The 26,601-nt window shown below is 57.8% G+C and carries 13 protein-coding genes; 5 read left to right on the forward strand and 8 right to left on the reverse strand.

Translation table 11 applies throughout. The features are described from left to right. Positions 1-2 precede the first annotated feature (2 nt). The 4 genes from J2I48_RS22820 to J2I48_RS22835 form a co-directional block, all read right to left on the reverse strand. Positions 3-2,018 carry a DUF1800 family protein gene (locus J2I48_RS22820; protein WP_207337824.1) on the reverse strand — a complete coding sequence of 672 codons (2,016 nt, stop codon included), beginning with the start codon at positions 2,016-2,018 and terminating at the stop codon, positions 3-5. Positions 2,019-2,048: 30 nt separating this feature from the next. Then, positions 2,049-5,123, reverse strand: a complete 3,075-nt coding sequence (locus J2I48_RS22825; protein WP_207337825.1) for an NIDO-like domain-containing protein — start codon at positions 5,121-5,123, stop codon at positions 2,049-2,051. A 424-nt stretch (positions 5,124-5,547) separates the two neighbouring features. Further along, on the reverse strand, positions 5,548-6,456 hold the full coding sequence (locus tag J2I48_RS22830; protein WP_207337826.1) for a hydroxypyruvate isomerase family protein: 909 nt from the start codon (positions 6,454-6,456) through the stop codon (positions 5,548-5,550). A gap of 85 nt (positions 6,457-6,541) precedes the next feature. Then, positions 6,542-9,688, reverse strand: coding sequence for a PVC-type heme-binding CxxCH protein (locus J2I48_RS22835; protein ID WP_207337827.1), 3,147 nt, complete (start codon positions 9,686-9,688; stop codon positions 6,542-6,544). Positions 9,689-9,822: 134 nt separating this feature from the next. Here J2I48_RS22835 and J2I48_RS22840 point away from each other — a divergent pair, with 134 nt between their 5' ends. Next, a complete protein-coding gene (locus J2I48_RS22840; RefSeq protein WP_207337828.1) occupies positions 9,823-11,268 on the forward strand; it encodes a glycoside hydrolase in 1,446 nt (481 codons plus the stop codon). A gap of 61 nt (positions 11,269-11,329) precedes the next feature. Then, the gene (locus J2I48_RS22845) at positions 11,330-15,301 is read left to right on the forward strand and encodes a PVC-type heme-binding CxxCH protein (protein ID WP_207337829.1); all 3,972 of its coding nucleotides are present in this window, start codon (positions 11,330-11,332) and stop codon (positions 15,299-15,301) included. A gap of 6 nt (positions 15,302-15,307) precedes the next feature. Here the strand turns inward: J2I48_RS22845 and J2I48_RS22850 are convergent, their stop codons facing one another. The 4 genes from J2I48_RS22850 to J2I48_RS22865 all read right to left on the reverse strand — a co-directional run bounded on the left by J2I48_RS22850 (position 15,308) and on the right by J2I48_RS22865 (position 20,197). After that, entirely contained in the window at positions 15,308-15,820 is a 513-nt protein-coding gene (locus J2I48_RS22850) for a hypothetical protein (RefSeq protein WP_207337830.1), read from the reverse strand. Further along, complete coding sequence (locus J2I48_RS22855) at positions 15,798-15,974, reverse strand: hypothetical protein (RefSeq protein ID WP_207337831.1); 177 nt, start codon at positions 15,972-15,974, stop codon at positions 15,798-15,800. Before J2I48_RS22855 ends, J2I48_RS22850 begins: the two co-directional genes overlap by 23 nt. A gap of 171 nt (positions 15,975-16,145) precedes the next feature. Further along, the gene (locus tag J2I48_RS22860) at positions 16,146-17,726 is read right to left on the reverse strand and encodes a glycoside hydrolase family 28 protein (protein ID WP_207337832.1); all 1,581 of its coding nucleotides are present in this window, start codon (positions 17,724-17,726) and stop codon (positions 16,146-16,148) included. A gap of 32 nt (positions 17,727-17,758) precedes the next feature. Next, positions 17,759-20,197 (reverse strand): ankyrin repeat domain-containing protein, encoded by a 2,439-nt coding sequence (locus J2I48_RS22865; RefSeq protein ID WP_207337833.1) that lies wholly within the window; start codon positions 20,195-20,197, stop codon positions 17,759-17,761. Positions 20,198-20,306: 109 nt separating this feature from the next. Here J2I48_RS22865 and J2I48_RS22870 point away from each other — a divergent pair, with 109 nt between their 5' ends. The 3 genes from J2I48_RS22870 to J2I48_RS22880 all read left to right on the forward strand — a co-directional run bounded on the left by J2I48_RS22870 (position 20,307) and on the right by J2I48_RS22880 (position 26,468). Beyond that, the gene (locus J2I48_RS22870; RefSeq protein ID WP_207337834.1) at positions 20,307-23,504 is read left to right on the forward strand and encodes a SusC/RagA family TonB-linked outer membrane protein; all 3,198 of its coding nucleotides are present in this window, start codon (positions 20,307-20,309) and stop codon (positions 23,502-23,504) included. A gap of 24 nt (positions 23,505-23,528) precedes the next feature. Beyond that, on the forward strand, positions 23,529-25,136 hold the full coding sequence (locus J2I48_RS22875) for a RagB/SusD family nutrient uptake outer membrane protein (protein WP_207337835.1): 1,608 nt from the start codon (positions 23,529-23,531) through the stop codon (positions 25,134-25,136). 306 nt (positions 25,137-25,442) lie between these two features. Beyond that, entirely contained in the window at positions 25,443-26,468 is a 1,026-nt protein-coding gene (locus tag J2I48_RS22880; RefSeq protein WP_207337836.1) for a GntR family transcriptional regulator, read from the forward strand. Positions 26,469-26,601: the final 133 nt, after the last annotated feature.

A 26,601-nucleotide genomic window follows, 5' to 3' on the forward strand; every position in this document is an offset into this window, starting at 1 on the left:
TATTACTTTTGAATGTTGAACTCCGAACTGGCCCCGATCAGGTAAGCCGTCATTTTCACGCGGTCGATTTGCCAGGTGGCATTGCTGGTGGGAATTTTGAGCACGGCCTCGCGGATATTCTGGAAACTACGGGGGCGCAACGTACCACCCGTCATGCGGATAGCCAGTCGGCGGATGAGCGCGTCGGGGTCGTTGGCCAGGGGGATTTCCTGCGAAAAATCGAGCTTCATCTGGTTGGCTGGCGAGGACCCCCAGCGCGAAATTTCGTTTTCGACCGAGTTGAGTAAATTATTCTGAGTCTCGATGGCCGTTACCGCCGTCAGAATCTGAAACTCCGGCGCAAAGAGACCCAACGCTGTCAATTCACCAAAAGGCCGGTAGTTTGGCGAATAGAAATTAAATACGCTCGGCGACTGGAAAGGCTCCTGCAAATAGAACTCGTACATATAGGTAGCACTTTCGTAATCACCACTTTGCGGTTGTGCATTAAACGTTTTGGCCATGTTCATGAGCGTCATATACGGCTCACGCATTTTGCCAAACGTAGGCTCCAGCGTCTTATCGAACGAGCGGGCTTCAGGATCCAGCAGAATGGCTTTAATCACCGCACCCATATCGCCCCGCACCCCCGATCCATTGTTGGCAAACACCGCCGACACCCGCCCGATGTAAGCCGGACTGGGGTTCGACGTCACCAGCCGCTGAATTAGTAGCCGCCCAATGAAAGGCCCTACGTTAGGGTGATTGAACAGGTTGTCGATGGCCGCATTTATATCAAGCATACCCAGGGTCTGGGTGTTGGCACCGTTGTAAGTGCGGGCGGGCAATACAGTACCATTCAGCAGTGTCTTGGCGTCCATGTCATGCTCCTGATCCCATACTTTCATGGGGTAGAGGAAGTTTTCCCCTGAGTAATCGAACTGTGTGTTACCGGGGCCACCATACTGAATACCCGTGAATACCCGCGCAAACTGCGTGATGTTCTGGTTGGTATAGGTGGGAATGGGCTTGCCGTTGCCATCGAGTTTGCGGGTGCCGTCCTGATTCAGTTCCCAGAGGCCGATGCTGAAGAGCTGCATGATCTCGCGGGCGTAGTTTTCGTCGGGATACCGGTTGATGCTGAGGTCGGGTTTGCGGTTGCCTACGTGGCTCAGGTACACGCCCATGCAGGGGTGCAGGGTCACGTCGAAAAGCAGTTGGCGGAAGTTGCCGAATGCTCCATCCATCAGCCGGTCATAGTAGTTGGTGACGCCTTCCGAATTGAGCGAAAGGGCATCTACGTTCTGCGAGATCACAAAGATCTGAAGCAGCGAATAGGCCACTCGCTGGCGCAGCACGTCGGTCTGCACGGTGCCCCCGCCGGGTGGATTGCGCCGCCGCATGGCCTGCGTCCAGAGCGCAATTTTGGTAGCCGGGTGAAAGATATCTTTACCTGCCGCCCGCCGTGCCTGAATCACTGGCTGAAGATAGCCCTTGGGCCGGGTCAACTGCTGGTTGATCCAGCCCTCGAATCCCAGCAATTTCACCTCGGCCAGTTCATCAGGGTCAGCACCAAAACCGGCCTGGATCAAAAAGCGGGTAGCTTCTTCATCGTTAGCTAAGCCACTGTTATCCAGTAGATTGATAGATACAGAACTGCTCCCCGACAGCGTAAAGCCGGGCGCTGCCTGCACCTGTACCTGCACCGTTTCGGTTGGTTCGGTGAGAGCGTCGGTTAGGGGGCGTACCTGCACCCACACCTCGCGGGCACCCAGCGGGATGGTCACGCTGGACCCCGCCGACGAGGCATAGTCGACGGCTTTGGTGGCCGTGCCGCCAAAACTAATGGGCACGGTAACGGCCTTCACGCCCCCGCTCCGGCGGATGACGACAGTGGCGGGCTGCGGCCAACGTTCGCTCATGTCGGTGTTGAGCGTCGAGATGGAAATAACATCCTGGGCCAGTCCGTCGGACATGCCCACCAAGAGGGTGCCAAGCAGGCACAACCTGCTGATTTTCAGAATATATTGATACGTCATGATCGGACAAAGTTGACGAGTTGTTAGGGGCTACTGCTTGATAATTTTCTGGATGACCACGCCCTGCACCGGGTTGACCACGCGGATCAGGTAGAGACCCGTTTGCAGTTCGCCCGTGCCAATGCGGCTCTGATTTTCCACCTGCTCGTGACGCTGCATCATCCGCCCATCCGGGCTAACCACGTCGACGGTAGAAGGCTGCGCCAGCCCCGAAATGATGAACGACTCGCCCACGGGGTTGGGGTAAATGCGAATCGAATGTTCCGCTTCTGATACCGCCAGCCTCGGCGCACCGCTCACGACATAGGGCGCAATGTTGGCCCCGCCAATAACGGTAATGGCCGATATACCTGGCCCTGTCCAGCCCACGGCCAGGTTGTCGCCCCCACCGCCTTCTTTGTGCAAAATCTCCACGTAGTATTTCTGCCCGGCCACCAGGTTGATGGTGGCCGATTTCTGGTTGGTCTCTTTGGTCCACTGCCGCGAATCGGTCCAGTTGCTCACGTAGGCGATGCGGGTCTTGTTGGCCGGGTTGTCATTGCTGCTCAGGAACAGATCCACGTTGTCGTCGCCAGCGGCATACAGCGTATAACTGCCTGTGGTAGAAGGAATCACGTAGCCCCGGATGCGGGTGCCGTAATTATCGGACCAGTTGGTGGGACCTTCCAGGGAGGTTAGCTCGGCGGTGCCGCTCACGGGCTGGGTGAGGGGTATCAGGCTGGTTCCGTTGCCAGGAATGTTGCTCCAGTACTCGCGGATGATCTTGCCCGTGGCCACTGCTGGTGGCGTGGTAGCGGCGGCGGATGTGCCAATAATGGCCAGGTCATACGCTCTGGCAGCCCCGTTGCGGTTACCTATTCCCGCCGACTCATACACATCAGTTCCGCCGTACACATACACCCGGAATTCGACCGTGGCCGTCAGGCTGGCGTGGTTGCTGACCGTAACCGATTGCAGGCTGCCGCCCTGATCGTTTGTGCCCGTAAATGTGGCGAGCTGTTGCCCCGAAGCAAACCCACCCACGCTGGAGAAGACAGCGAACGAACGGGTTCTGTTCTGGCTAACAGGGCGGATATCAACTTTGGTCAACGTCAGGTTCTTGCCCGCTACGGGGCTGACAGTGAATGAAATATAATCATTACCCAACAGCGCACCGGCCAGATTAGTGGCGGTTTGTTCCGTGCCGGTCAGGCCATTACTCAGATAATTGATTACCGACAATCCTGGTCCCAGTTTGGCCACTGCGCTACTGATATCAGCGGCTTTAGTGCTGGCACTCAGGTTGTTCTGTCCGCCTTTTCCGGCAAAGTCCCAGGTGGCCAGGGCCATTGTCGAGGTACCCGTACCGGTGATTGGGGCCGTGACGGTGATGGTGCTGCTGGCCGTTTTGTTGCCGTCGGTGGTCGTGACCGTGATCACGGCATTGCCCGCTGCGATAGCCGTCACTTTACCCGTGCCGTCGACGGTGGCCACGGCCGTATTGCCCGATATCCAAGAGACGTTTTTGTTGGTGGCATTGTTTGGGGCTACTGTGGCCGTGAGCTGGGTGGTCTCGCCCACTAGCAAGCTGGCGCTGGCGGGACTGACCGACACGCTCGTGACGGCCACCACAGGGCTGGAATCGACCGTAATGGAGAGGTCGTCCAGTGTCAGCAGGCCATTATTGACGGCTGATTTGCACAAAAAACCAACGTAATAAGTATCTGTGGCGGGGGCCACAAACGAGGCCGAATTTTGCTGGTAGGCCGTTCCTGTAATGGCCGGTACGTTGAGCAGCAGGTTAGTCATGGCGGCAGACCCAACGCCGGTACCCCAACGCAGTTCCAGCCCCTGCATACCTGCCGTGCTAGCGTATTTCAGGCTTACTTTATAGGTCGTGCCACCCACCAGACTCAGGCCGGGGGTGTAAAGCCAGCTTTGGCCCGCCACAAACGGAGCTGCTACCACCGCTGCTTTGCTACCCGTGGCGGCGGTCACCAGATCGGTGGTTTGCCAGTAGCTGTCGCCGAAGGTGTTGCTCAGGTTCTCGCGCCGCATAGCCCTTGGCAGGGCGTTGTCAAGCGCCGCCTCGAAGCCTTCACTGTAGGGAACCGTAGCCGCCGATGTGGTTTTGAAGCTAACTACCCGCCAGGCCGACCCGCACTGGCTGCGGACGTACACGTAGTAATTCTGGTTGGGACTCAGGCCCGTAAATGCAGATGTTGTACCACTGGTAGTCAGCCGGTTAGCGGGCGGAACCTCAATGTTATTGATACCATATTCGTAGCTGCCGGTGCCAGCGCGGGCCGTCCACTGTACGCTGGCCGAGGTTAGGCCGTAGGTGGTGAACACCAGGCCCGCCGGGGGCGCACAGGTGGCAGGTATGAAGCGGTACACCTGACCCGTGGCGGGGCGGTCGGCAATGGTTTCGGTTTCCACCAGTGTGCTGCTGGTGGGGGTGCCGCCCGCGCTATTCAGCGAGAGGAAGTTACCCGCCTCATCGTCGATGAGCTGCGCTCCGGCCTGGGCCGTGATGCCAATAGATGCCGATTTGGCTCCCACGCCGGTGCTGCCCTCCTGCCGATACACAAACTCAATTATGTTGGTGGTTTCGTAGAGTTTAAGCTGGAACGACAACGCGGCTGTGCCCGACTGCCAGGCCATGTTTTGCCACTGGGCTGTGAACACGCGGTTGGGGGCGCTGCCCTCCGTTTTGTAGGTCAGATCAGTGGCGTTGGTGAAGACCAGATTATCCCAGAAAGGAGCCAGCACCGGCCGGGCTGCACCCCGGTAGCCGGTGGCGGCGCGCAGTTCGTTGGCATCGTAGGTAGGGTCGGTAGGGCTGGGCAGAAAAGGCGCACCCAGTGAGGCAAACCCGTTGGCATTGAGGTGAATAATGCTACAGTTGAGGCCGTTGTACTGAAAACCGAAGCCAATGGGAATGTTGTTGGCGAAGGCTTCGTCGAGCAGGGATCGGCCGCCGGGGTTGGCTGCCGTGAGCGTAGCCGTGGCCGCTCCCGAAAGGGGGGCGTAGGTGCCCATACTCGTCCCAAACGAATAGTCGACCTGCGCATAGACCATACAGCTTTGTATGATCAGGAAGAAGAGCAATAGTGGTCTTTTCATGAACATGTTGGATTACAGAAAAGGGAGTTTGACAGATATTCTGATCTGGTCACTCGCAGGAAAGCAATTGTTGCAGGGGCCTGGCTGCACCACGAGTTCGGCACCCCCAACGCCAGCTAGCTATGCCAGGCATTGGGTCAATACGCACCAGCCCAGCAGAACTGCCTGCTACGGCACATACTGATGGGGTAAATAGTCTTAGTGGAGAGAACGTACCGTCATAGACGGCCTGAGAAGTGGCCCTATTGTTTTCATACGTCTTGTGCAAAACTAGTCTGCGCAGGATAATGCGTGTGTTACTAAATTAGTCGGGCTGTAATCTTCGGGTAAGGTAAAGTGATGAACCGGCACCGCTGGGTGGGTCTGGGTGGGTACCCCTGCTCTATATACGTCTGGGGCATGAACTGGCTCGAGCACTCCGCCCTCACCGCACGTCGATGCTGCGGTAGGCTTTCAGGGCAGCTTCGGCCCCTTCACGGCCCGGTTTGCTCAGGCCGTGTTCCAGGCCCACAAAGCCACGATAGCCTTTGTTATAGAGGTGAGCCAGCACGTTGGGGTAGTTGATTTCGCCGCTGGTAGGCTCCTTGCGGCCCGGCGTGTCGCCAATTTGAATATAGGCAATTTCGTCCCAGGCGTAGTCGAGGGTGGCCAGCAGATGCCCCTCCTGCACCTGCACGTGATAAAAGTCGAACAGCACCTTCACGCTGGGTCGGCCCACGGCTTTAGCCAGCGCATAGGCCTGCGGAATGGTGTGCAAAAACATGTTAGGATGGTCTACCCGGTGATTCATCGACTCCATCACCATCACCAGCCCGTGGGGCTCGTAGATATCGGCAATACGCTTGAGCAGATCAATGGCATTGGCCAGCTGAAAATCCCAGGGCAGCTTCGGGTCCGACACGCCCAGCACGTTGTGTATTAACCTGGTATTCATTCGCTTGGCAATCTCGACCGAGGCCCGCACGTCGGCCAGGACTTTCTCGCGGAGGCTGGCATCGCGCCCGGCGAAGGTAACGTCGGCGAAGGTCAGCGTACCCACAAACTGCCCGAACTCCATGCCCAGTTGCTGCATCGTTTTGCTGATGCGCTCCTGCTCAGCCACGGTGCGATTTTTGAGAAACGTGTTCTCCCACGCACGGAACCCCTGGTCGAACCCCCACCTCACTTCGTCGGCGGGGTCAGCGGGGACCAAGCCTTTGAAGATGCCAAACTCCGGCGAGAATTTGGTCTTAAACGGCACCGCTTTGTCAGCAATGCCTGCATTGGCCCACGCGCTACTCGTCAGGGCAGCCCCAACCGATAAACTATTCCTGACAAACTGACGACGGTGCATAAGGGGTTGGTTTTTAGTGGGTATGTGGTATGTGGTTGGCTGACGCCGGAGCTACCTCACCCCCGACCCCACCCCACAAACCCGCTCACCGCAATATAGCCTGATCGGTGGTGGGGTCCTGGTCCTGACCGAGCAAAAATGCCATCAGATCGGCCATGTCCTGCGGGGTCATCAGCTGGTCGAGTCCCTGCGGCATCATGGACGTAGGTTGCAGCGTCATCGAGGTGATATCGGCCCTGGGTATGCGGACGGATGTGGTTTGCGACGTGCCCAGCACAAGGGCCGTAGGGGTTTGCTCCTGAATGATGCCTGTATGGTCGCCCATTTTGGTGCTCACGCGGTAGGTCTCGTATTCGCGTACGAAGCTCACGCTGGGATACACGATGGCTTCCAGCAGGTCATGCGACGACCGGTCGCGCTGAATCGACGTCAGATCGGGACCTAGTTTGCCACCTTCGCCCTGAATCTTATGGCACGTCGAGCAGATGGCTTTGCCGTAGAAGAGTGCCCGGCCCCGTTCCAGGTCGCCGCTCGCAATCATACCCTCCATGGCCTGAAGCCGCTGCCGCCGCCCGCCCTGAAGATCCCGCAGTTTAGTCATCAGTTGGGCCACGTCGGGTTTCACGTCGGCGGGATAGTCGGCGAAGATGGCGGTAAGGGTTTCTTCCGAAAAGCTATCCAACCCCGGCGATTGAGCTAGAGTGTTGGCCAACGACGTGCCAATGGCCGCCACATGTGCCCCTTTGAAGACGGGCAGCAGCCGGGGCAAACTAAACGCATCAGCTTTGGGTAAATAATCCTGCGCCAGCGTAAGCAGCTGATCATCCGTTAGTTTTCCCTGCGCCAGCACCGCCGCCGCCTGTTGCCGCAAAGGCGCATTGGCCCCCACCGTCAGCTGACCATACAGGTACGTAAACTGCGCGGGCGTAAATGCCGGGCTTGTTTTGAGCAACGTACCCAAGGCCGTCAGCCGCAGAGCGGCGTGCGTGGCGGCATCGTTGGCTACCTGCGTGAGTTGCCCAGACAGGACCGTCAGGCTGCGCAGTCCCACCAGTTCCAGGGCGCGGGTTTTCACCCGTGAATCACCCACCGACACGAGTTGCTGACCGATCTGCTCGACCCAGGAGGCCGGTAGTTTCTCGGCGGGGTAGCGGGCCATCGTGTTCAGCAACAGCAGTTTACGCTCGGTGTTGGCAGTTGCCAGCTGGTCGGCCATGAAGCGCTGCATGGCGGCATTGCTGCTGAAGGCCACCAGCATATCGCCAAAGAGGGTTTCTTCGTCGGCGGTGAGGGGTGGTCCGGCAAATCGGCCTTGCAGAAAACTCGCCATTTCGCCCGCCCAGGCTGGGTGATGGGTAGCTACCCAGAGGGCGGTACGCTGCATCCGCTGGTCGGCTTTGGTCAGAAACGGCGTCACCTGCCCCGCCTGCAAGTGAGCGGCGGACATCTGATCGAGGGCAATGAGCGCCGCCTCCTGCACCAACGGCGACGAATTTTTCAGGGCTACTTCCACCGCCTTAGGCTGGTTGAGCGTAATCAGCGCATGAATCAGCGCGTGCCGTACAAAGCGGTCGTCGGTGGTGCCCGTGGCGGCAATCAACGCCGGTATAGTCTGACCGTCAGCCAGTTGACCCAGTGCCGTAGCCGCCTGCCGCCGTACGGCCGCGTCGCCACGACCCACCATTGTGGTCAGTTTAGCCAGGGCACCCGCATCCCGCGCCAGCCCCACCGCCCGGGCCGCGGCGACCCGTACGGGTACGGTGGTATCGCTCAGGCCGGTGCGCAGGGCAGCCAGGGCCGGGGGTGTTCCAATGCGGTAGAGGGCAAAAACGGCCTTCGTCCGCACGTCGGCCACCGACGACCGGCGGAGCAAGTTGGCCAGTATGGGCACGGCGGCACTGCCCAGATCGACCAGCCGCTCAACGGCCCGGTCGCGGACGGTGGGGCGGGGGTCGGCCAGGTAGGTGGCTGCTTTGGCAGCCGTCATGGTGGTCCAGGCCAGTTGGTTACCGTAGGGGTCCGTTTCTTGGAGTGCATCGGTGCGACGAACGCGGTAGATGGCTCCTTCCAGTTCAGGTTTCGACACCTGCGAGAGCGGGCAACCTTCAATAAACCAGCCGCCCGTTTCCACCACCAACAGGCTGCCGTCACCCCCTTCCAGCACGTCGGTAGGGTGAAAATCTTCATCTTTTGAGGCAAAAAACACCTGATCTTCCGTGCGAAACGAGGCCCCCTCGCGGATGAGCTTGTGGCGCAGTACGCGGTGCGTGTTGAATTGGGCACTGAAGAGATTATCCTTGAAGTCGGCTCCCAGAGCCGTATGACGGTAGCGACCAATCCCCGACGGGGCCACCCGCGAATACTTCGACACCACGGGCATCAGTTCACCCGTGCGCACCAGGCTGTCGCGGGCAATGTTGTTGTTGGGTTTGGGGTATACGCCGCCTTCGGTCCAGTAAACGAGGGCGTCGCGCTGGCCTGCCTGCGGTTCGGTAAAATACGTTTCGGTACCAATGGGTTCGGCCGCTTCGGTAAAGGTCAGTTCCACGGGGTTGTTCATGCCCCCCGCCGCAATCCACTCCAGCCCCGAGCCGTCGGGCCGTACGCGCCAGATGCGGGCGGTGCCCCCTTTCAGGCGTTTGCCTTCCTGGGTCATGACGTTGAAGCCCATGATGGCGCTGGTCATGTAGAACCAGCCATCAGGCCCCATAAATGGCCCTACCAGGCTGTTGGCATTCACGTTGAGGGTCCAGCCGGTAAGGATGACCTCACGTTTGTCGGCCACGCCGTCGCCGTTGGTGTCGGTAAATTTGAGCAAATCGGGGGCTGAGGTAGCGTAGAGGCTGCCTTTGTAGAACACCCCTCCCTGCGGAAAACCAACCTTATCGGCGTAGATGGTGCTTTTGTCATAGCGGCCATCGCCGTTTATATCTTCCAACAGCCGGATGCGGAACTGCGGGTTGTCGAGAGCATCTTTTGTTTTCTTATAGACGTGCCCCACCGACTCAAACACAAACAGCCGCCCGGTTTCGTCGAGGGTAGAAAACATGGGATAATCGACCAGGTCCGGTCCGGCAGCCACCTCAACGGTGTAGCCATCGGGCACCTGAATCCCGGCGAGTTTATCGGATGTGGTTTGCCCTAAACGGCGTGACCCGGTACTGACCATGAGCAAGGCGAGGCCCGCCAACGACACCCGGCAAAAGGTAGCAATCATCGATCTGGAAAGCATGGTTCGTTTGTTTGGTAGCACTAACTCTGTTCCTCTTAGTATAAAGGGCAATATCTCTCCTCGCCTACCATTCTCTGGGTGGGTCTGGGTGGGTACATCTGGTAACGAATTGTACAGATCACGTCTTTAGCGTCATGAAAAACAAACTCTTTTTTGCCGCCATCGGCCTTGCTGCCGTGGCTGGTGGCATAGCCGCCTGCAAGCAGCCTACGCCAGGCAACACCCCGACCCCGCCGAGTATTACGGCCACAACAGTCACGCTCGATCTCACCCGCACGTACCAGACTATCGCCGGGTTTGGGGGCTTCGGTGCCCAGGACGTGTACTGGAGTAGCGGCCCCTTCACCAGCCAGCGGTTTGTCGACGACGTGGTGACGGACCTGGGCTGCACCATCATCCGCGACGAGCTACCCACCTCGTTCGAGTTTGAGAATGACAACGCCGACCCCAACCTCACCGACCTCTCGAAGTATAACCTGAGCCAGCCGGTGGCGGGGCATCACGTGCCCTTTGCCAGCCGGGTGCCGCACCTGAAAGCCCTGTATCAGGCTGGCGTTCAGACGTTCATAACCAGCGTATGGAGTCCGGCACCGTGGATGAAATGGAACAACCGCATCGACAACGGCACGTCGGCGAACTCGGCTCCTGCCTACAGCACAACCCCCACGGGAGCCACCAACCAGCTAAAAACGGCCAACTACGGCGAGTTTGCCGAGCTGTGCGTAGCTTATTGCCGCCTATTCAAACGCGAAATCGGTATAGACCTCTACGGGCTGAGCGTGCAGAATGAACCGCGCTTTTCGCAGTCGTACCAGTCGTGCGTGTACGATGGCGAGGCCCTGCGCGACCTCATCAAGGTGGTGGGTCAGCGGTTTAAAAAAGAGGGCCTCACTACCAAACTGTTCCTGCCCGAAGATGTGGGCTGGCTCGACGGGGTTGCAACCATGACCCTGCCTACGCTAAACGACCCCGAAGCCCGGCAGTATGTGGGCATGGTGGCCACCCACGGCTATGCCCTCGACGGCGTTGCGCCCGCCTCGACCGATGCCGCCACCTGGCAAACCATGGCGGGCTGGGGCCAACCCTATAACCTGCCCCTGTGGATGACCGAAACGTCGGGCTACAAAAACAACAACGAGGGGGCCATGGCCCTGGCCAAAGCCATGTACACGGCCCTGCGCTATGGCAACGCTTCGGCCTGGGTGTTCTGGACGCTGAGCACCGCCACCCTTGATGAGTATTCGCTGATGAGCAGCAAGGGCGAAAAAAGCAAACGCTACTACGTCTCGAAGCAGTACTACCGGTATGTCCGCCCCGGTGCCGTGCGGGTAGATGCCGCCAGTGCCGACCCCGACCTGCTGCCGCTGGCCTTTGTGAAAGACAACCTGCCCACCCTGGTTATCACCAACATCGGTACCACCGACAAAACCATCCTGACAACGGGCGATGGCGCTTCGACGCCATACAAAGTCTTTGTGACGTCGGCATCGGAGAATTGCACCGAACGCACCGCCCTAAAGGCGGGCGAGTCCGTCACGATACCGGCGCAAAGCGTGATGACGCTGGTTGGCGTGAAGTAAAACCTGTCGACTGTGTGGCTTTCAAGTGAACGCATTCTACCCGTTTTACCAGAATTTCTGTATGAAAACGTTCGCTGCTATCGTGCTCCTGCTCGGAATGGTGGGTATGGCGGCTCAGGGCCAATCGGTTATGCCGCCGTTCACCCCAAAAGCAGGTAACCGGATCGTGTTGCTGGGCAACACCTTTGCCGACCGAATGCGGCACTACGGATACCTGGAAACGCTCCTGCAACAGACATTCCCGAATCGGCAACTCTCCCTGCGCAATATGGGGTGGAGTGCCGACGAGGTGGACCTGCAACCCCGCCCGCTCAACTTTCCGGGCTTCGGCGAGCAGGCGACCCGACCAGTTGCCAACGAGACAAACGAAGTGGTCTTCAACGGGTTCACGCGGCAGAGTGACCCCATCACGATGCCCGTAGCCCTGAACTTCGCCGGACTGAATCAAGATCTCACCGACCAGAAAGCCGACATACTTTTTTTGTGTTTCGGCATGAACGAAGCCTTCGGGGGCGCGGCGGGCCTTCGGCAGTTCGAGCAGAACCTCGGCGCGTTTGTTGCCAATCTACAACGCAACCGCTACAACGGACGAACGGCCCCCGTACTGGTGTTGGTGTCGCCCATTGCCCACGAAGAGGTCGGGCCGCGTCCGGTCGGGCCGTTGCTCCGGCGCACCGGTTCGGTCGGGGCCACCGTATCCCAGTTCGCCGAACACAACCAGAATCTGGCTCTTTACACCAACGCGATGCGGCAACTGGCAACGGCTAAGGGGCTGTATTTCATTGATCTGTTCACACCCTCGCTGGCCCATATGCAGCAAACCGGTACGCCCATCACCATCAACGGCATCCACCTGACCGACGAGGGCTACCGGCTGGCAGCGGGCTGGATGGGGCAAGCCCTGGGCCTGAGCAACGCCATTGATTTGCGTTCCGATTTTAGCCGGGTAATTCGGCGGGTGATCAAACACAAAGACGACCATTTTTTCTATCGCTGGCGGGCTGTGAACGGCGAGTACATCTACGGGCGACGACGCGAACCGTTTGGCGTTATTGCGTTTCCACCTGAACTGCGGAAACTGGCCCAGATGGTGGCCGCGCTCGATTCCGTCATCTGGGACATGGGCAGTAGCCGCGATACGACCCTGCTTCGCCGGGCAACGGCCATTGTTGACCGTCGGGGTAAACCCGTTGACCCGGCCCTGCTGCTTACCGTGCCAATGCTGGGCCGACAGGGGAAGGCGGCCAGAGAAGCGGCTCATCAGCACCAACACGGCAACGGCAATGCCCACGAATGGCCCGCCACCACCGACTCGTTCAAACTGCCCGACGGATACGCCATCAACCTGTTTGCTTCGGAGAAAGATTTCCCCGTGCAAAAGCCTGTGGCCCTGAACTTCGATGCCCGTGGGCGGCTTTGGGTAGCCACCATGCCCACCTACCCGCAGTATTTTCCCGGCATTCCGGTTCACGACAAAATCGTTATTCTGGAAGATACCGACCACGATGGCAAAGCCGATAAGCACACGGTTTTTGCCGATGACCTGTACCTGCCGCTGGGGTTTGAGTTTGGCGCTGGGGGCATCTACGTCTCGCAGGAGCCGGATTTGTTGTTTCTGAAAGACACCGACGGCGACGACAAAGCCGACGTGCGGGAGATGGTGCTGTCGGGGTTTGGTTCGGAAGACAGCCATCACGCCATTCACGCCTTCACGTATGGGCCAGACGGTGCGCTGTACCTCAACGAAGGCACGTTTCTGAACTCACAGATCGAAACACCCTACGGCCCGGTGCGTTCGTATGCCGGCACCACCTACCGCTTTGAACCGCGCACGGCCAAGCTGTCGGCCTATGTATCGTATCCGTACTACAACCCCTGGGGCAACGTATTTACCCCTTGGGGAACGCACCTGATTGGCGATGCCTCAGACGGGTCCAACTACTTCGCGCCCCCCATGACGGGCCGGGTCGAGTACCCCGCCAAGCACCCCCGCATCAACACCTTCACCGAAACGCGGGTACGGCCCACGGCGGGCATCGAACTCATTTCGAGCCGACAGTTTCCGGCAGGCGTGCAGGGCAATTTTCTGGTGAACAACAACATCGGTTTTCAGGGCATCAAACAGCACCGGATCGTGCCGAACGGGTCGGGCATCGGGAGCCGCGAGGTGGAGCCCTTACTGCAATCGACCGACCTGAACTTCCGACCCATCGACCTCAAATTCGGGCCGGATGGTGCCCTGTACGTCGTTGACTGGTATAACCCGCTGATTTCGCACGGCGAAAATCCCCCCCGCGATTCGGCCCGCGACACAGCACATGGCCGCATCTGGCGCATTACGTATACCAAGCAGCCGCTGTTGCCGGTGGTCGATTTATCGCGGCAAAGCGTTCCCCAACTGCTCGACCACCTGAAAGCGCACGAGAGTCGGCTGCGCTACCGGGCGCGGGCGCAGCTTAGGGCGCAGGACCCGGCAGCGGTACTGCCCCAGCTGACCACGTGGCTGGCGGGATTGGATAAAACTGATTCATTGTATGAACAACACCTGCTGGAAGGGCTTTGGCTGCATCAGGATTTCGACGTACCTAACGAACCGTTGTTGAAAACCCTGCTGACGGCCCGCGCCGAACAGGCCCGTGCCGCTGCCACCACCGTACTGCTGCACTGGCGGAACCGGGTTCCGGATGCGTTGTCGCTGTTGCACCAATCAGTCAACGACCCCTCGCCGAGGGTACGGTTGGAAGCCGTAGTGGCCTTAAGCTTCTATGCCTCCAGGCAGGCGGTTCAACTCGCAACGGAGGTGCTCAACCACCCTACCGACTACTACCTTGATTATGCCCTTGGCGAAACGTTCAGCGCATTGAAACCGGTTTGGCTGGCCGATTTACGCCTGGGGCAGCCACCACCGTCGGCGGTGGCTCACGCCTACTTACTCCGGCTGACCACTACCCCCGAATTGGGTCAACTGCCACCCGCCCCGCCAGTCTGGACCGAACAGATCATTCGCGCTGACATCGGCACAGTTCAGCGCCGGGAAACGATCCGATTGCTGGCGAAAACCCAAAATATCGCCGAAGCTGCTGTTCTGCTGGGGGCCATCAAACAGGCTGACGTACAACGAACGGGTCCTGTGCGTCCATCCGCCCAACCCGATCTAATTCGGTTGTTATTGGCTACAAAACCTGCTGAACTCAGGCCGCTGATTCCCGAATGTCTGACGCTGATTCGGCAGGATACGGCCCAACGGGTACGGGCCACCGCCATGGCCACGATTATTACCGCCGAGCAATCGGACAAAACGGTATGGCCGGTTGCGAAAGCAGGTGCACCAGGCCTGAGTGATTACCTGACGGCACTATCGCTGCTTCCCGCCGGGCCACTGAAAGCCTCGTTTTATGGCAGGGTGAAACCAGTTGCTCCGCAGGTTCCCGGCTTAGCTTACCCCCTATTGATGGCCATGAAGCCAACAACGTCGGCGAAGCTCAACACCCTGAACGAGTATATTGGCACACTGAGCCGAACGCCCGACGAAGAGCAACGGTCGCCCACTTTTGCCAGGTTAGTAGAACAGGCAAAAAGCCTGGTTGCCGTCGTACCCAAACCGGCCCGCCCAGCCCTACGTGCCCGGCTCGACCGAATTGGCCGACTCGAATTGACGATTCGGGCGGTAGAAGCCAAGATGGCTTTCGACAAAACGAGCCTTGTTGTACCCGCTGGTAAGCCAGTTTCGCTGGTGTTTGAGAATCCCGACCTGATGCCTCACAACCTGGTGTTTGTGAAGCCGGGAAGCGCCGAGCGGGTGGGCACTGCCGCCGACGCGATGGCCACACTGCCCGATGGATTCGAGAAAAATTTTGTTCCAGTCAGCCCAGACGTATTGTTTGCTACGCCACTGGTTAATCCGGGCAAATCATTCCGGCTAACGTTTACCGCCCCCGCCGAACCCGGCGAGTACCCCTTTTTGTGTTCGTTTCCCGGCCATTGGCGCGTGATGCAGGGCATACTGGTCGTGAAACCCGCCACAGCGCGCTGATTGGGTTCACTTCATCAAGATATCACCGACCTGACTATCAGGCAGGTACGTTGAAGCTGCCGGTATAGTTAGGGAAAGATTTTTGCCGGAACGCAGGTGAAGGGTGCGCGGCCCGCCGTCTTTGGTGTGGAGCAGCAACAGCCCGTTGTTGGCATACGTGAAATCGTTATTGGTCAGGGCATACACGTTCATGAACACCACGGCCCGGTACGGCGCAAAATCAATCCGGCTCAGATCGAAATCATAGCTATACGTTCCCGACGTACCTGCCCGCAGGGCCTGCTCGGCGGAGTGATCGAGTACGTTCATCGAGATGGGCAACCAGCCTGATTTCAGGTAATAAAACGCATCCTGACTCCAGCCGACCTGCTGTTGTGCCGTGAAATAATCAATCACGCGCCGGTCCTGCGCCGGGTCTTTGAACGCGCCGTATATTCGGTGCTTTGGTCGGGGTGGGCTTCGTTCCACCAAAATGGCGCGTTCACGTGCAGCCGAATCACTCCCGATGCCTGCGAACACTAGAACACTGATCCAGCACCCCGCGCACCTGCCGCCGTACTTTTGCCATATCGAGTAAATCGCGGTCTTTGAGCCAGATGTCTTCGAGGTATACATCCACCTGAAACAGCCGCACCCCGGCCCGGGTAAAGTTGCTCAGGTTGCGCGAAGCCACTTCCTCCCAAGACCACCGCCCGCCCTAGGTATGGGTGAGGGCGTAGAACAACGGTGCCTGCGGCTGACCGCGTTGGTTCGCCCAGATGGGGCTTCACCTCGGTGGTTGGCTGGACGGTCAGCGCCAGGGGAAGCAATACCAGTGAGAAGGCAGGTACCAGAACACACTGTTTCATTTGCTGAGGGGCATATAAATAACCTGGCCTTTGGGAACAGATTTGGTTAGCAGCAATGCCGTATCATCCGCGTTTCGGAGGTAGTTGGTGTGCATCATCAGGTCACGGGTGTTGGCTCCATCTATGACCATAAACCGGCCCGTTCCCGGTTGGGCCGTGCATTCGGAAATAATTCCCCGTTGGCAATCGGTGAGCAGCATAGCCGGTTCAACCGAGCCTTTCTGAGCCTGCCTTGCCGATACGGCACGAAGCCGGAAATTGCTCACCTTTGTCAGCACCAAACCGCTTTGCCAGCCGGGTTCGGGGGTTTTATCGTGCCAGTGCACCGACACGTTATCGAGCGTCAGCCCGTTCACTCCTTCAAACCGCATGGCGTGGGTGGTGCGTTTGTCGGGCGTAACTTCGGGTTCCATAAACACCTGCACGTTGGTCAGGCGAATATTTTCCAGCGGTTTATCTACGGTGGTAATCATCCGGCTTGTTCCTTCGGCGTGGGCAGTCACATTGTCGATAGTGATGTTTTTTATGGTGCCGACAAGGGAATTGGGGTTACGTTTTTTCAGCACGAAGTAGAACACCTCCGCATCGCCCCACCAGTTCCAGTGCCGTCGGTGCAGGTCGATGGTCAGGTTCACGTATTTAATGTCGCTAACGGTGGCCCCGTCCTGCACATTGATACCAATGCCTTTGTTGGCATGCCGAATGACGCAATTACTAAACAGCACATGCCTGATGGGCGACAGCGTTTCGGTGCCAATCATCAGGGCCGTTGACGAGCTGGTCAGGATGCAGTTATCGACAATAATATTCTCCGTCGGGTACGATTTGCCGCTGTCCTTGTAATCCCAGGACCCGGATTTAAGGCAGATAGCATCGTCGCCGGTCGAGACGGTACAACCCGAAATATGGGCATTGCTGGTGCCGTCGAGGTCGATCCCGTCAGAATTCACGCCCATTTTGAGGTCCGACAAAATAGTTACTCCCCGAATGGCCACGCGATTGCACCCCCAGATGCGCATACACCACAGCGAGGTGTTTTCAAACGTGACATCGGTGACGGTCACGTTTTCGCATTCTTTCAACAACACGCCAAACAAACCTTTCCCCGCCCGGTAACTCCGCTTCATTTCGACACCAGCTTTTTTAGCGATCTCAACCTCCTTTACGATTTCCACATCGCCGTAGTTATAATCGGCCCATTTGTATTTGGCCTGCCCGTCAATTTTTCCCCGCCCGGTAATGGCGATGTTGTTGGCATTTTCGGCATAGACAAAGCTCCGGTCGTCAACAACAGCCGGGTTCTCCAGGTCTGCATAAAGAACTGCCCCGGCATCGAGTTGCAAGGTGATGTTGCTAAAAAGGGCGATATGGAGGCACGTGTAATCGCCGGGCGGCACCTGTACCACGCCCCCGCCAGCCAGCCGGGCTACATCAATGGCTTTGGCAATGGCCGAGGTAGCATCGTCGGTTTTCTGGCCGGTCGCGCCGTAGTTGCGCACATTGTAAACGGTAGTCTGGGCTATCGAGGGAAGGCTTAGACTACACAACAACCAGGTAAATAAACGATTAAGAGGCATGAAATTGATTGGTTTCAGGTGTTTCGACGGACTTATTTTTTCGCCTTTTCGGCTTTCTGCAATAGCGTCACGATGGCACGGTGGCCGTTGTCGCGGGCGCGGTCGATGGCGCGAAACCCGTCGCTATCCCGGTAATCTAGATCAGCCCCCTGTTCGAGCAAAGACTGTACGGTCTGCTCATTACCCGTCCAGGCCGCCTGCAACAACTCCTTCCCCAGCTTGCCGGTGCTTGCTGATACGGGTTGGCGTTGCCGGGCCGAAACCGCCACTTGCCCGGTTTGTAAAACCGCCACTGTACCTCTCAGCTGACGGTTTTCGGCAAGCTGGGCGGGCGTTTTTCCTGCTTTGTCACGGATGGTCTTGCCAGCACCAGCCTGCACCAGGGCGGCCACAATGGAGTTGTAACCCATCTCGGCGGCATAATGCAACGGCGTTCGCCCGGTATTATCCACTGCATTTAGGTTTGCCTTTTCGTCGATCAACGCCTGCACCACTGCGTCAGACACGTTCAGGGCGTCGGTAAACCGCGAATAGCCTTGCCACGCGGCCCAGTGCAGGGGCGTTCGTCCGTTTTGGTCAATGGCTTCCAGGTTGCTCCCCGCCCGAACCAGATCACGGATGCGATCGAGGGACTGGCTTTCGGCCTGCCGCCAGGCAGTGTGGGCGTTGGCTACGGCGGCGTGGAGCGGGGTCCAACCGTCGTGGGTGCGGGCATTCACGTCCGGTTTTTGGGCCATAATCAGGCGGAACAAGTCATATTTGGTGCGGGCACCGCCCTTGCTATCGTCATGTTCGGCGCGACCCACAAACGTACCGGCGGCCATGTGCAGTGGTGTCCAGCCATCATTGGCGGGGCGATTCACGTCGGCACCTGCCGCCAGCAGGACTTCTACGGCCTCATAATTACCACCGAGCAGGGCCGAGTGCAGGGCCGTCCATCCGTTGGCCAGGGTTTTGTTCAGGTTGCCCTTACCAATTTCGGCCCGGAGCGCAGGCATGTTGTAGCGTTCGGAGACCACGCTGATACCGAAGCCGTCACCCAGATCAGGTGGGGCGAACGTCCCGATTTGGGTAGCACTAACTGATTTCCAGGCTTCTGGCCACTCACTTTTTCGGGCCGAAGCGTCTGGTTTCCCCTGTCCCACCAGCGTCACGATGCTTTGGGGCGGCAGCGTGAGCGTTGGCTGGCTAAGCGCGAACATACCCACCGGCTTACAACCTTCCGTTTCCGTAGAGCGAAAGACCTGGTATATGGTGGGGTTGTGCTGCCCGTCGATGGTCAGTTGGGCGGTCTGTTCAGTATCGCTGCGGTTAATCAGCACCATCGTAAGCGTACCGTTGGTGGCGTGTCTGAAAGCAGAAGCCAGCACATCTGGGTTTGTAGACTTACTGCCAACCCGCACCGCACCGGGCCGGACGTAGCGGTAGAACTGCTTGGCGGCAAAGTACTTAGGCGAGGTGCGGGTGCTGTCCATGAGGGCAAAAACGCTGTGGGGTTCGGCAATTTGCCAGTAGAGCCATGCGCTCATGTTGCCACCCACGAGGTAATCGTGCATGTCGTTCGCCATTTTCAGCGCACCGGGCCAGGTTTGGTCATGGCCCGAGGTTTCGGTCATCCACGTTTGGCGGTTGTACTGTTTGGTGGCTTCGTGCCACTTCCGCACACCGGCAAATTCCTCCTGCCGATGCGTGGCAAAATGGCCGGGGAAAGTTCGGGTTTCGGGGTCGGCCATGGTAGGCAAAATGCTGTTGAGCATCCTGCCGGGGAATAGCATGTCTTCGGGCAGGTGAATTTGGGTGGTAATCCCCTCGCGCCTGAATTTTCGCATCAGGGCTCGCACGGCCTCGCGCACTTGTTGGGGATTGTAGATGCACGATTTGTAGGGTTCAATAAAGAGCAGTTCATTTTGGATGCTGATGGAACCAATGTCGATGCCCCAATTCTGTTTGGCGGCAATGATAAACGCGGCCATGTTCTCGGCGTATTCGGCATACATGTCGGCCCGCAAATGCCCCCCCTGCACAGTGGCGTGGTGCGTTTTGGTAAATTCCGGGGGCGACCAGGTGGCGGCAATGAACCGGGTGACGCCCCGTTTTTTCAGCGCCTGCGCAAAGCGCATCCGCCGTTCCATAAAGTGCATGTTGAAATTTTTCCACTCGAAATGGTTCGGGTCGTCGTCGTCGTTGATCGCTTCTAACTCCTGCGGGATCGACATACGGAGCATCGTCAGGCCCAGGTCGTCCACGACACGGTCATACATCGTGGAATCGGCGTAAAAGGCGGGCGGGTTGGTGAAGTCGATGATGCACGAGCCGAAGCCTTCGATGGTCTGATGCGTTTGGGCGGGGCTGATATGTACCTGAACCGACGGGCGCGGGGCGGGCATAGGAGCGATCAGGTACGTGGTGGTGACGAACAGGTAAAGGGCGGCTTTTTTCAGCATCGTGTCGAGCAGCTTGACGACCCGCAAATTGCGGAAATTGGCTTGGGTTTTGCGCCCGGACCCACCCAGACCCACCCAGATGTGCTAAACAGGTTACTGTTCTTTATGGGTAAAATACCATAAACCAGTACGCTCTATGACTCTGATTCGCTACTTATCACGCCTCATGCCGGTTATCCTATCTGCTTTTTTGGGCCTGGCAGGCACTGTACACGCACAAAATCGAATCCTGACGGGCCGCGTTACCGATGCCGGCGATAACAAAGGACTGCCCGGTGTGAACGTGTTGATAAAAGGGAGTGCGGTTGGTACCACCACCAATACTGAGGGCAATTTTCAACTGAACCTGCCTAATGGGGCCACCACGCTTGTCTTCTCATCGGTGGGCTATACCGCCCAGGAAACCGCTATCGGCAACAGCAGCGTACTCAACATAACCCTTCAGGCCGATACCCGCTCGTTGAACGAAGTGGTGGTGGTAGGCTATGGCCAAAAAAACAGCCGCAAACTGACCGAATCCATCGGTACGGTGCAGGCCAAAGACATCACGCGCCTGCCCGTGGCCTCGCCCGAAGCCGCCATCCAGGGGCGCGTTTCCGGGGTGCAGATCACCAACGTAGACGGTACGCCCGGCGGTCCGGTGGCCATCCGAATCCGGGGTGTGAGCACGGTGGGCAATAACCAGCCCCTGTTTGTGGTGGATGGCGTGCCCATTGGCGATGGTACCGGCAACCAGATTAACCCGGCCGACATTGAAAATATTTCAGTACTGAAAGATGCGTCGTCGGCCTCTATTTATGGTTTGCGGGCTTCCAACGGGGTCATTCTGATTACCACCAAGCGCGGCAAATCGGGCAAACCCCGCGTGAACTTCGATGTGTATTCGGGCGTGCAGAACTTCCCGAAATTTTACGAGATGAACAGCACCGCCCAGTACGTGGCCCTGGCGCAGGAGAGTTTCGACAATGCCAACAACCAAAGCGGAGCCAAACCCGGCACGTCAGATTTTCTACAGTTACCTACTGATTTGCGGCCCGGTGGCAAACTGCTCGGCATCGACAACCGCGAGGTTTGGCGCGATGCTGTAGTACAACGTAACGCCCCCATCACCAACTACAACCTCTCGCTGTCGGGGGGCAATGAAAACTCCAACTACTTTGTGTCGGCGGGGTTGTTTCAGCAGAAGTCGATGGTAAAAAAGTGGGATTTGACCCGCTATTCGTTCCGTATCAACAGCGATCACCGGGTGGGTAAACGCCTGAAAATAGGGCAAGCCCTGACTATTGCCTATGCTCAAACCGAACGCGGCAGCAACGCGGGTGGTGACGGTTTTTTGTATTCGGCCTCGGCCACGATGCCCCCGTTTTTTAGCTATCGCGACGAGAACAATTCCATACCCGGCAATCGCTACGGCTATTCGGGCAATGCGAGCGTGGCGGGCTTGATCATTCTCAACACGCCAGGCATCAATCAGGTAGTAACCAGCACCGACCGCTCGTTGCGGTTACTGGGCAATCTCTACGGCGAACTCGAACTCATCAAAGGGCTAAAGCTCCGGTCGGTGGCGGCGTTGGATTTTGGCACCTCGCGCAATACGAGCTGGCAACCCGGCTACACCCTCGCCGAACTTGGTCAGGAGCGCAATACCAACGGCTACAACGATTCGCGGGGCGAAGGTGTGCAACAAGTGTTTACCAACACGCTGAATTATGACGGCGTGTTTGGGAGCCATACCATCAATGCTGTGGCCGGGATGGAATACCAGCAAATTCAGGGTAACAACCTGAGCTATAGCGGGGCCAATTACAGCAGCACCGATCCCAATTTTTACCAGAGCATCCGCAACCAGCAGGGCAATTCCGATGGTAAGGGTGGGTTTGTGTTCAACAATGCGGGTTCGGGGCTGTATCAACGGGCTTATTTCGCCTACTTCGGGCGGGTCAGCTACGATTATAAAGACAAATACCTCGTTACGGCTACGGCCCGCTACGACATGTCGTCGAACTTCGCGCCTGAAAACCGCGCCCGTCTGTTTCCGGCCATATCGGCCGCCTGGCGCATCTCGAACGAAGACTTTTTCAAGAACAAGCTGCCTTTCATCACCGACCTGAAACTGCGCGGTAGCTGGGGGCAGTTGGGCAACGACCGCATCGGCCTCGATTTCCCCTACGTGGCCCGCGTGTCGCAATATCCGTGGTACACCATCGGGGCGGCCCAAACCACGCTGAAAGGGTCCGGGGTGCCCGCCCTGATCAACCGTGCGCTGCGCTGGGAGGTAAACGAAAGCATCGACGCGGGCTTCGACGTGACGTTTTTTGGCAAGCTGAACGTGCTGGCCACCTATTATAACCGGGATACCAAAGACTTTTTGTACAGTCTGCCGGTGAATCTTACGTCGGGCTTCGAGAATATTCCGGTAAACCTGGGGCAGGTGAATAACCGGGGTATCGAACTGGAAACCAGCTACCGGACCACCCTCGGCAAGGGCGCCACCATTGAACTCTTTGGCAACATCACCACCATTAGAAACCGGCTGGTAGCCCTGGCGCCGGGCGTGCAGGAGTTTATCAACAGCGATTACCGCACGGCAGTGGGCTTTCCCATCGGCTATTTCTATGGCTACAGAACGCTCGGGATTTACCAGAATAGCGCCGCTACCGACAAAGCCATTCCCGACAAACGGGCCAACGATAAAAAACCCGTGCCGGGCGACGTGATTTTTGAGGACAACAACGGCCCCGGCAAAGATGGGGAGTTGTTCAGCGGTGCTCCCGATGGCAAAATCGATGTGGAAGACCGCACGTTTCTGGGTAAAACGATCCCCGATTTCTTTTATGGCTTTGGGGTTAACGCGGGCTGGAAAGGGTTCGATCTGAGCTTGCTGTTTCAGGGCGTAGCGGGTGCCAGCGTCTATAATCAGTTTCGGCAGGGGGGCGAAAACCTGGGCGGTGTTGGCCGTAATCAGCTGGCCTCAACGGCCAACCGCTGGCGGGGCGAAGGCACGAGCAGCGAGATGCCCCGCGCCACAGCCAACGACCAGAATAACAACGGGCGGTTTTCAGACCGCTGGGTAGAAGACGCCAGTTTCCTGCGGTTCAAAAACGTGCAGCTTGGCTACAGCCTGCCCCGCGTATTGCTCGACAAGATAAAAGTGTTTCAGGGCGCACGCGTGTATATGGCCGCGACCAACTTGTTTCGTATCACCAAATACCAAGGGCTTGACCCTGAAGTGGTTAGCTTCGGAAATCCGGCTTCCCAACTGTTTGCCGGCACCGATCCTGGCAATATTCCGCAGCCCGTTACGGTACAGCTTGGCGCTAACCTGACCTTCTAAGGACATAATCACCTGAAAAAAATCATGAAAAAACGACTTATATCGCTGTCACTCACCCTGTTGTTGTTTGGGAGCCTGTTCACGCAGTGCGAACAGAAACTAAACCTCTCTCCGCTGGGTACGCTCGATGAGCAAACGTTTTACCAATCGGAAAACGACTTCAAAGGGGCCGTGCTACTGGCTTATTCAGCCCTGCTCAACTACACCTATGAGCAATTTGACGGAGGTGGCTGGTTTCAGGGCGTACTCCTCCCCGACGACGACACCACGGCCCCTAACAACTCGACCAATCCGCTGGAATTTTTCAACTGGACATCCACCGACGGGCAATGGCGGGCGTTGTGGCAAACAACGTACAAAGGCGTTCAGCGGTCGAATATCATTTTGGAAAAGCTGCCACAGGCCAAGTCCATGTCCGATTCGCTGAAGAAATCGTATGAGGGCGAAGCACGGTTTTTGCGTGCCTACTACAATTTTTTCCTGGCTATTCATTTCGGCCCGGCCCCGCTAATCGACAAAACACCCCGCGCCCTGGAAGAAACCCGCGCCGCCAGCTCCACGCCGGGCCAGTTGTGGGATGCTGTCATTGCCGATTTGCGCGTAGCGAAGTCCAACCTGCCCGCCAAACGCGACGATGCCAACCTGGGCCGGGCCACGAGCGGTGCCGCGCAGGCGTTGCTGGGCAAGGCCCTGCTGTTTCGCGCACAGTGGGAAAACAAACCTGAATTCTATACCCAGGCCGCTGCTGAGTTTCAGGGGTTGGTGGGCCGCTACACGCTCATGAAGGCTTACCAGGACAACTTCGTGGTGAGGTCGGAAAACAACGCCGAGTCCATTTTTGAAATTCAGATGGGCATCGGCGGCTTCAACCCCTGGGTAGCTCCCGATGCCGACTTCGTGTCGGGTGGCGGCGATTGGGCGGCTGGTACGGGTAGGCTTATTTACTTCCGGGCAGCATGCGGCTTGAACCCGGATGATTGCGCGCCCGGAGCCAATGGCAAAGGCTACGGGCAGGTTCAGATTACAACCTCCATGCAACGCGAATTCGAGAAGGGTGACCCCCGCCGGGCGGCTACTATCTTCATTGATGGCGATGCCTTTAACACCGGCGACAATATCGACGGCTCTCAGAAATGGGTATTCAAAGGGGCGTACTCGGCAACGGGTTCATCGCCCGCCAAGTACGTGCTGGGCGACAACAACATTGATTTCCGTTCGAATCTGAGCGTGAACAACGAGCGTGTAATTCGGTACGCCGACGTGTTGCTGATGCTGGCCGAGTGCAAAATTCTGGGTCCTGCCAAAGATTTTGCCGGAGCCGCCGCCCTTATTAATCAGGTACGCAGGCGGGCCGACGCCACGGCTAAAATCCTGCCCGACGTGAAAGTGGGCACCGAAGCCGAGTTGTTTACGGCGTTGCGCCATGAACGCCGGGTGGAACTGGCCCTGGAGAGCCATCGCTACAACGACCTCGTGCGCTGGCACCGGGCGGGCAAAATCGACATCAAGAAAGACGTGGATTTTGGGCGGGCACTGGCCAACACGAACTGGTCGCCCAAGAATCTGCTAAAACCCATTCCGCAAAGCGAACGCGATCTGAACCCAGCCTTGGTGCAAAACGCCGGGTATTAAGAAACTACACATTATGGGTTAGATTATGTACCAAATGACCAGATTTCTGGTCATTTGGTCTTTTGGGGCAGCCAGTAGACGGATTTGTACTGGTTTTTGCTGAATCCGTCCAGCGCCTGTTTCAGCACTGAGATTGACATTTGTATCACTTTACCAGGAAAAATTAAAACACAATGAATGGTAAAGGACAAGCCTGGCTACGGTGGATGGAAGTGCTGGCGTTGCTGCTACTCTTTGCCCTGTTGCTGTTTGGCTTATGGCTGGCCCTGTCGGGCTGACCGCATCAATCACAAAGCTCAAATCGCTATGAAATCAGACGCTACGCTACTCGACCAGAATCGGTCGCCCAAGTATTTGCAGGTGGTCAATGCCATTGTTCGTGATATTGAGAAAGGTGTCCTCTCCCTGGGCGATCAGCTGCCCTCCATAAACGAAGCCTGCGCCGCCTGGTACCTGTCGAAAGATTCGGTGAAGCGGGCCTATGAAACGCTCTACCAACAGGGTTTTATTACCTCCATCAACCGCAAAGGATTTTTCATTGCCGGGCAATCCAAACGCCACGCCCTGCGGGTGCTGATGGTGGCCGGTCAGCTTACCGACAGCGTGAAGCAACTCCACGACGCCATTACCACCAACCTCAACCGCGACGTGATCCTGGACATTTGCAGCTACAACTACCAGCGGCAACTCCTCTGCCAGCTGCTGGGCAAGCACCTGGGCGACTACCATTACTTTGTACTGATGCCCCACCTCGTTGGGCAGGACCCTGCCACCCTGCAATGCCTGCGGAATGTACCCGGTCAGCAACTGATCCTGATTGGCAACCAGTGGCAGGATGTCCTACAGCACGGCCACCAGTTGCGGTTTGGTGGTGAAACAGCCCTCTACGAAGCCCTGCAAAGCAAGCTGAGCACCCTGCGTAAATACAGCCGCCTGAACCTGATACTGCCCGAACACGACTGCTTCGACGCCGAATCGATCCGGGCATTTCAGCGGTTTTGTATAACGTATCAATTTGATTTTCAGCTGATTGACGAACTTTTGGAAGCCGACATGCAGAGCCACGAGGCCTACTTCGTGGCCGACAGCCGCCACCTGATCGCCCTGGTCGACTATAGTCAGCGCAGTGGGCTACAGTTGGGGCAGGACCTGGGCATCGTGAGCTTTGTGGAAAACGAATATACCCGCCTGCTGGCAGGCGGCGTATCGGTCATTGCGCACCCGTCGGCCGCCATGGGGCGGCTGGTGGCGCAAATTCTGAGTGGCCAGCCCAGTGCCTGTACCACTCCCCACTCCCTCCCCCTGCAACTCCAGTTTCGGGCCTCCTGCTAACGGGGGTTTGAAGGGTTTGTGGTTAGTCGTTTGTGGGTTGGTCGTTGTCACTCGGCTGGAGCCGGGGGCGCCCAGCCAAGCGACAACGACCAACCCACAAACGACTAACCACAAACTACCCCTTCCCCCTTGC

The organism is Fibrella aquatilis (assembly GCF_017353255.1).
Classification (GTDB): Bacteria; Bacteroidota; Bacteroidia; order Cytophagales; family Spirosomataceae; genus Fibrella; species Fibrella aquatilis.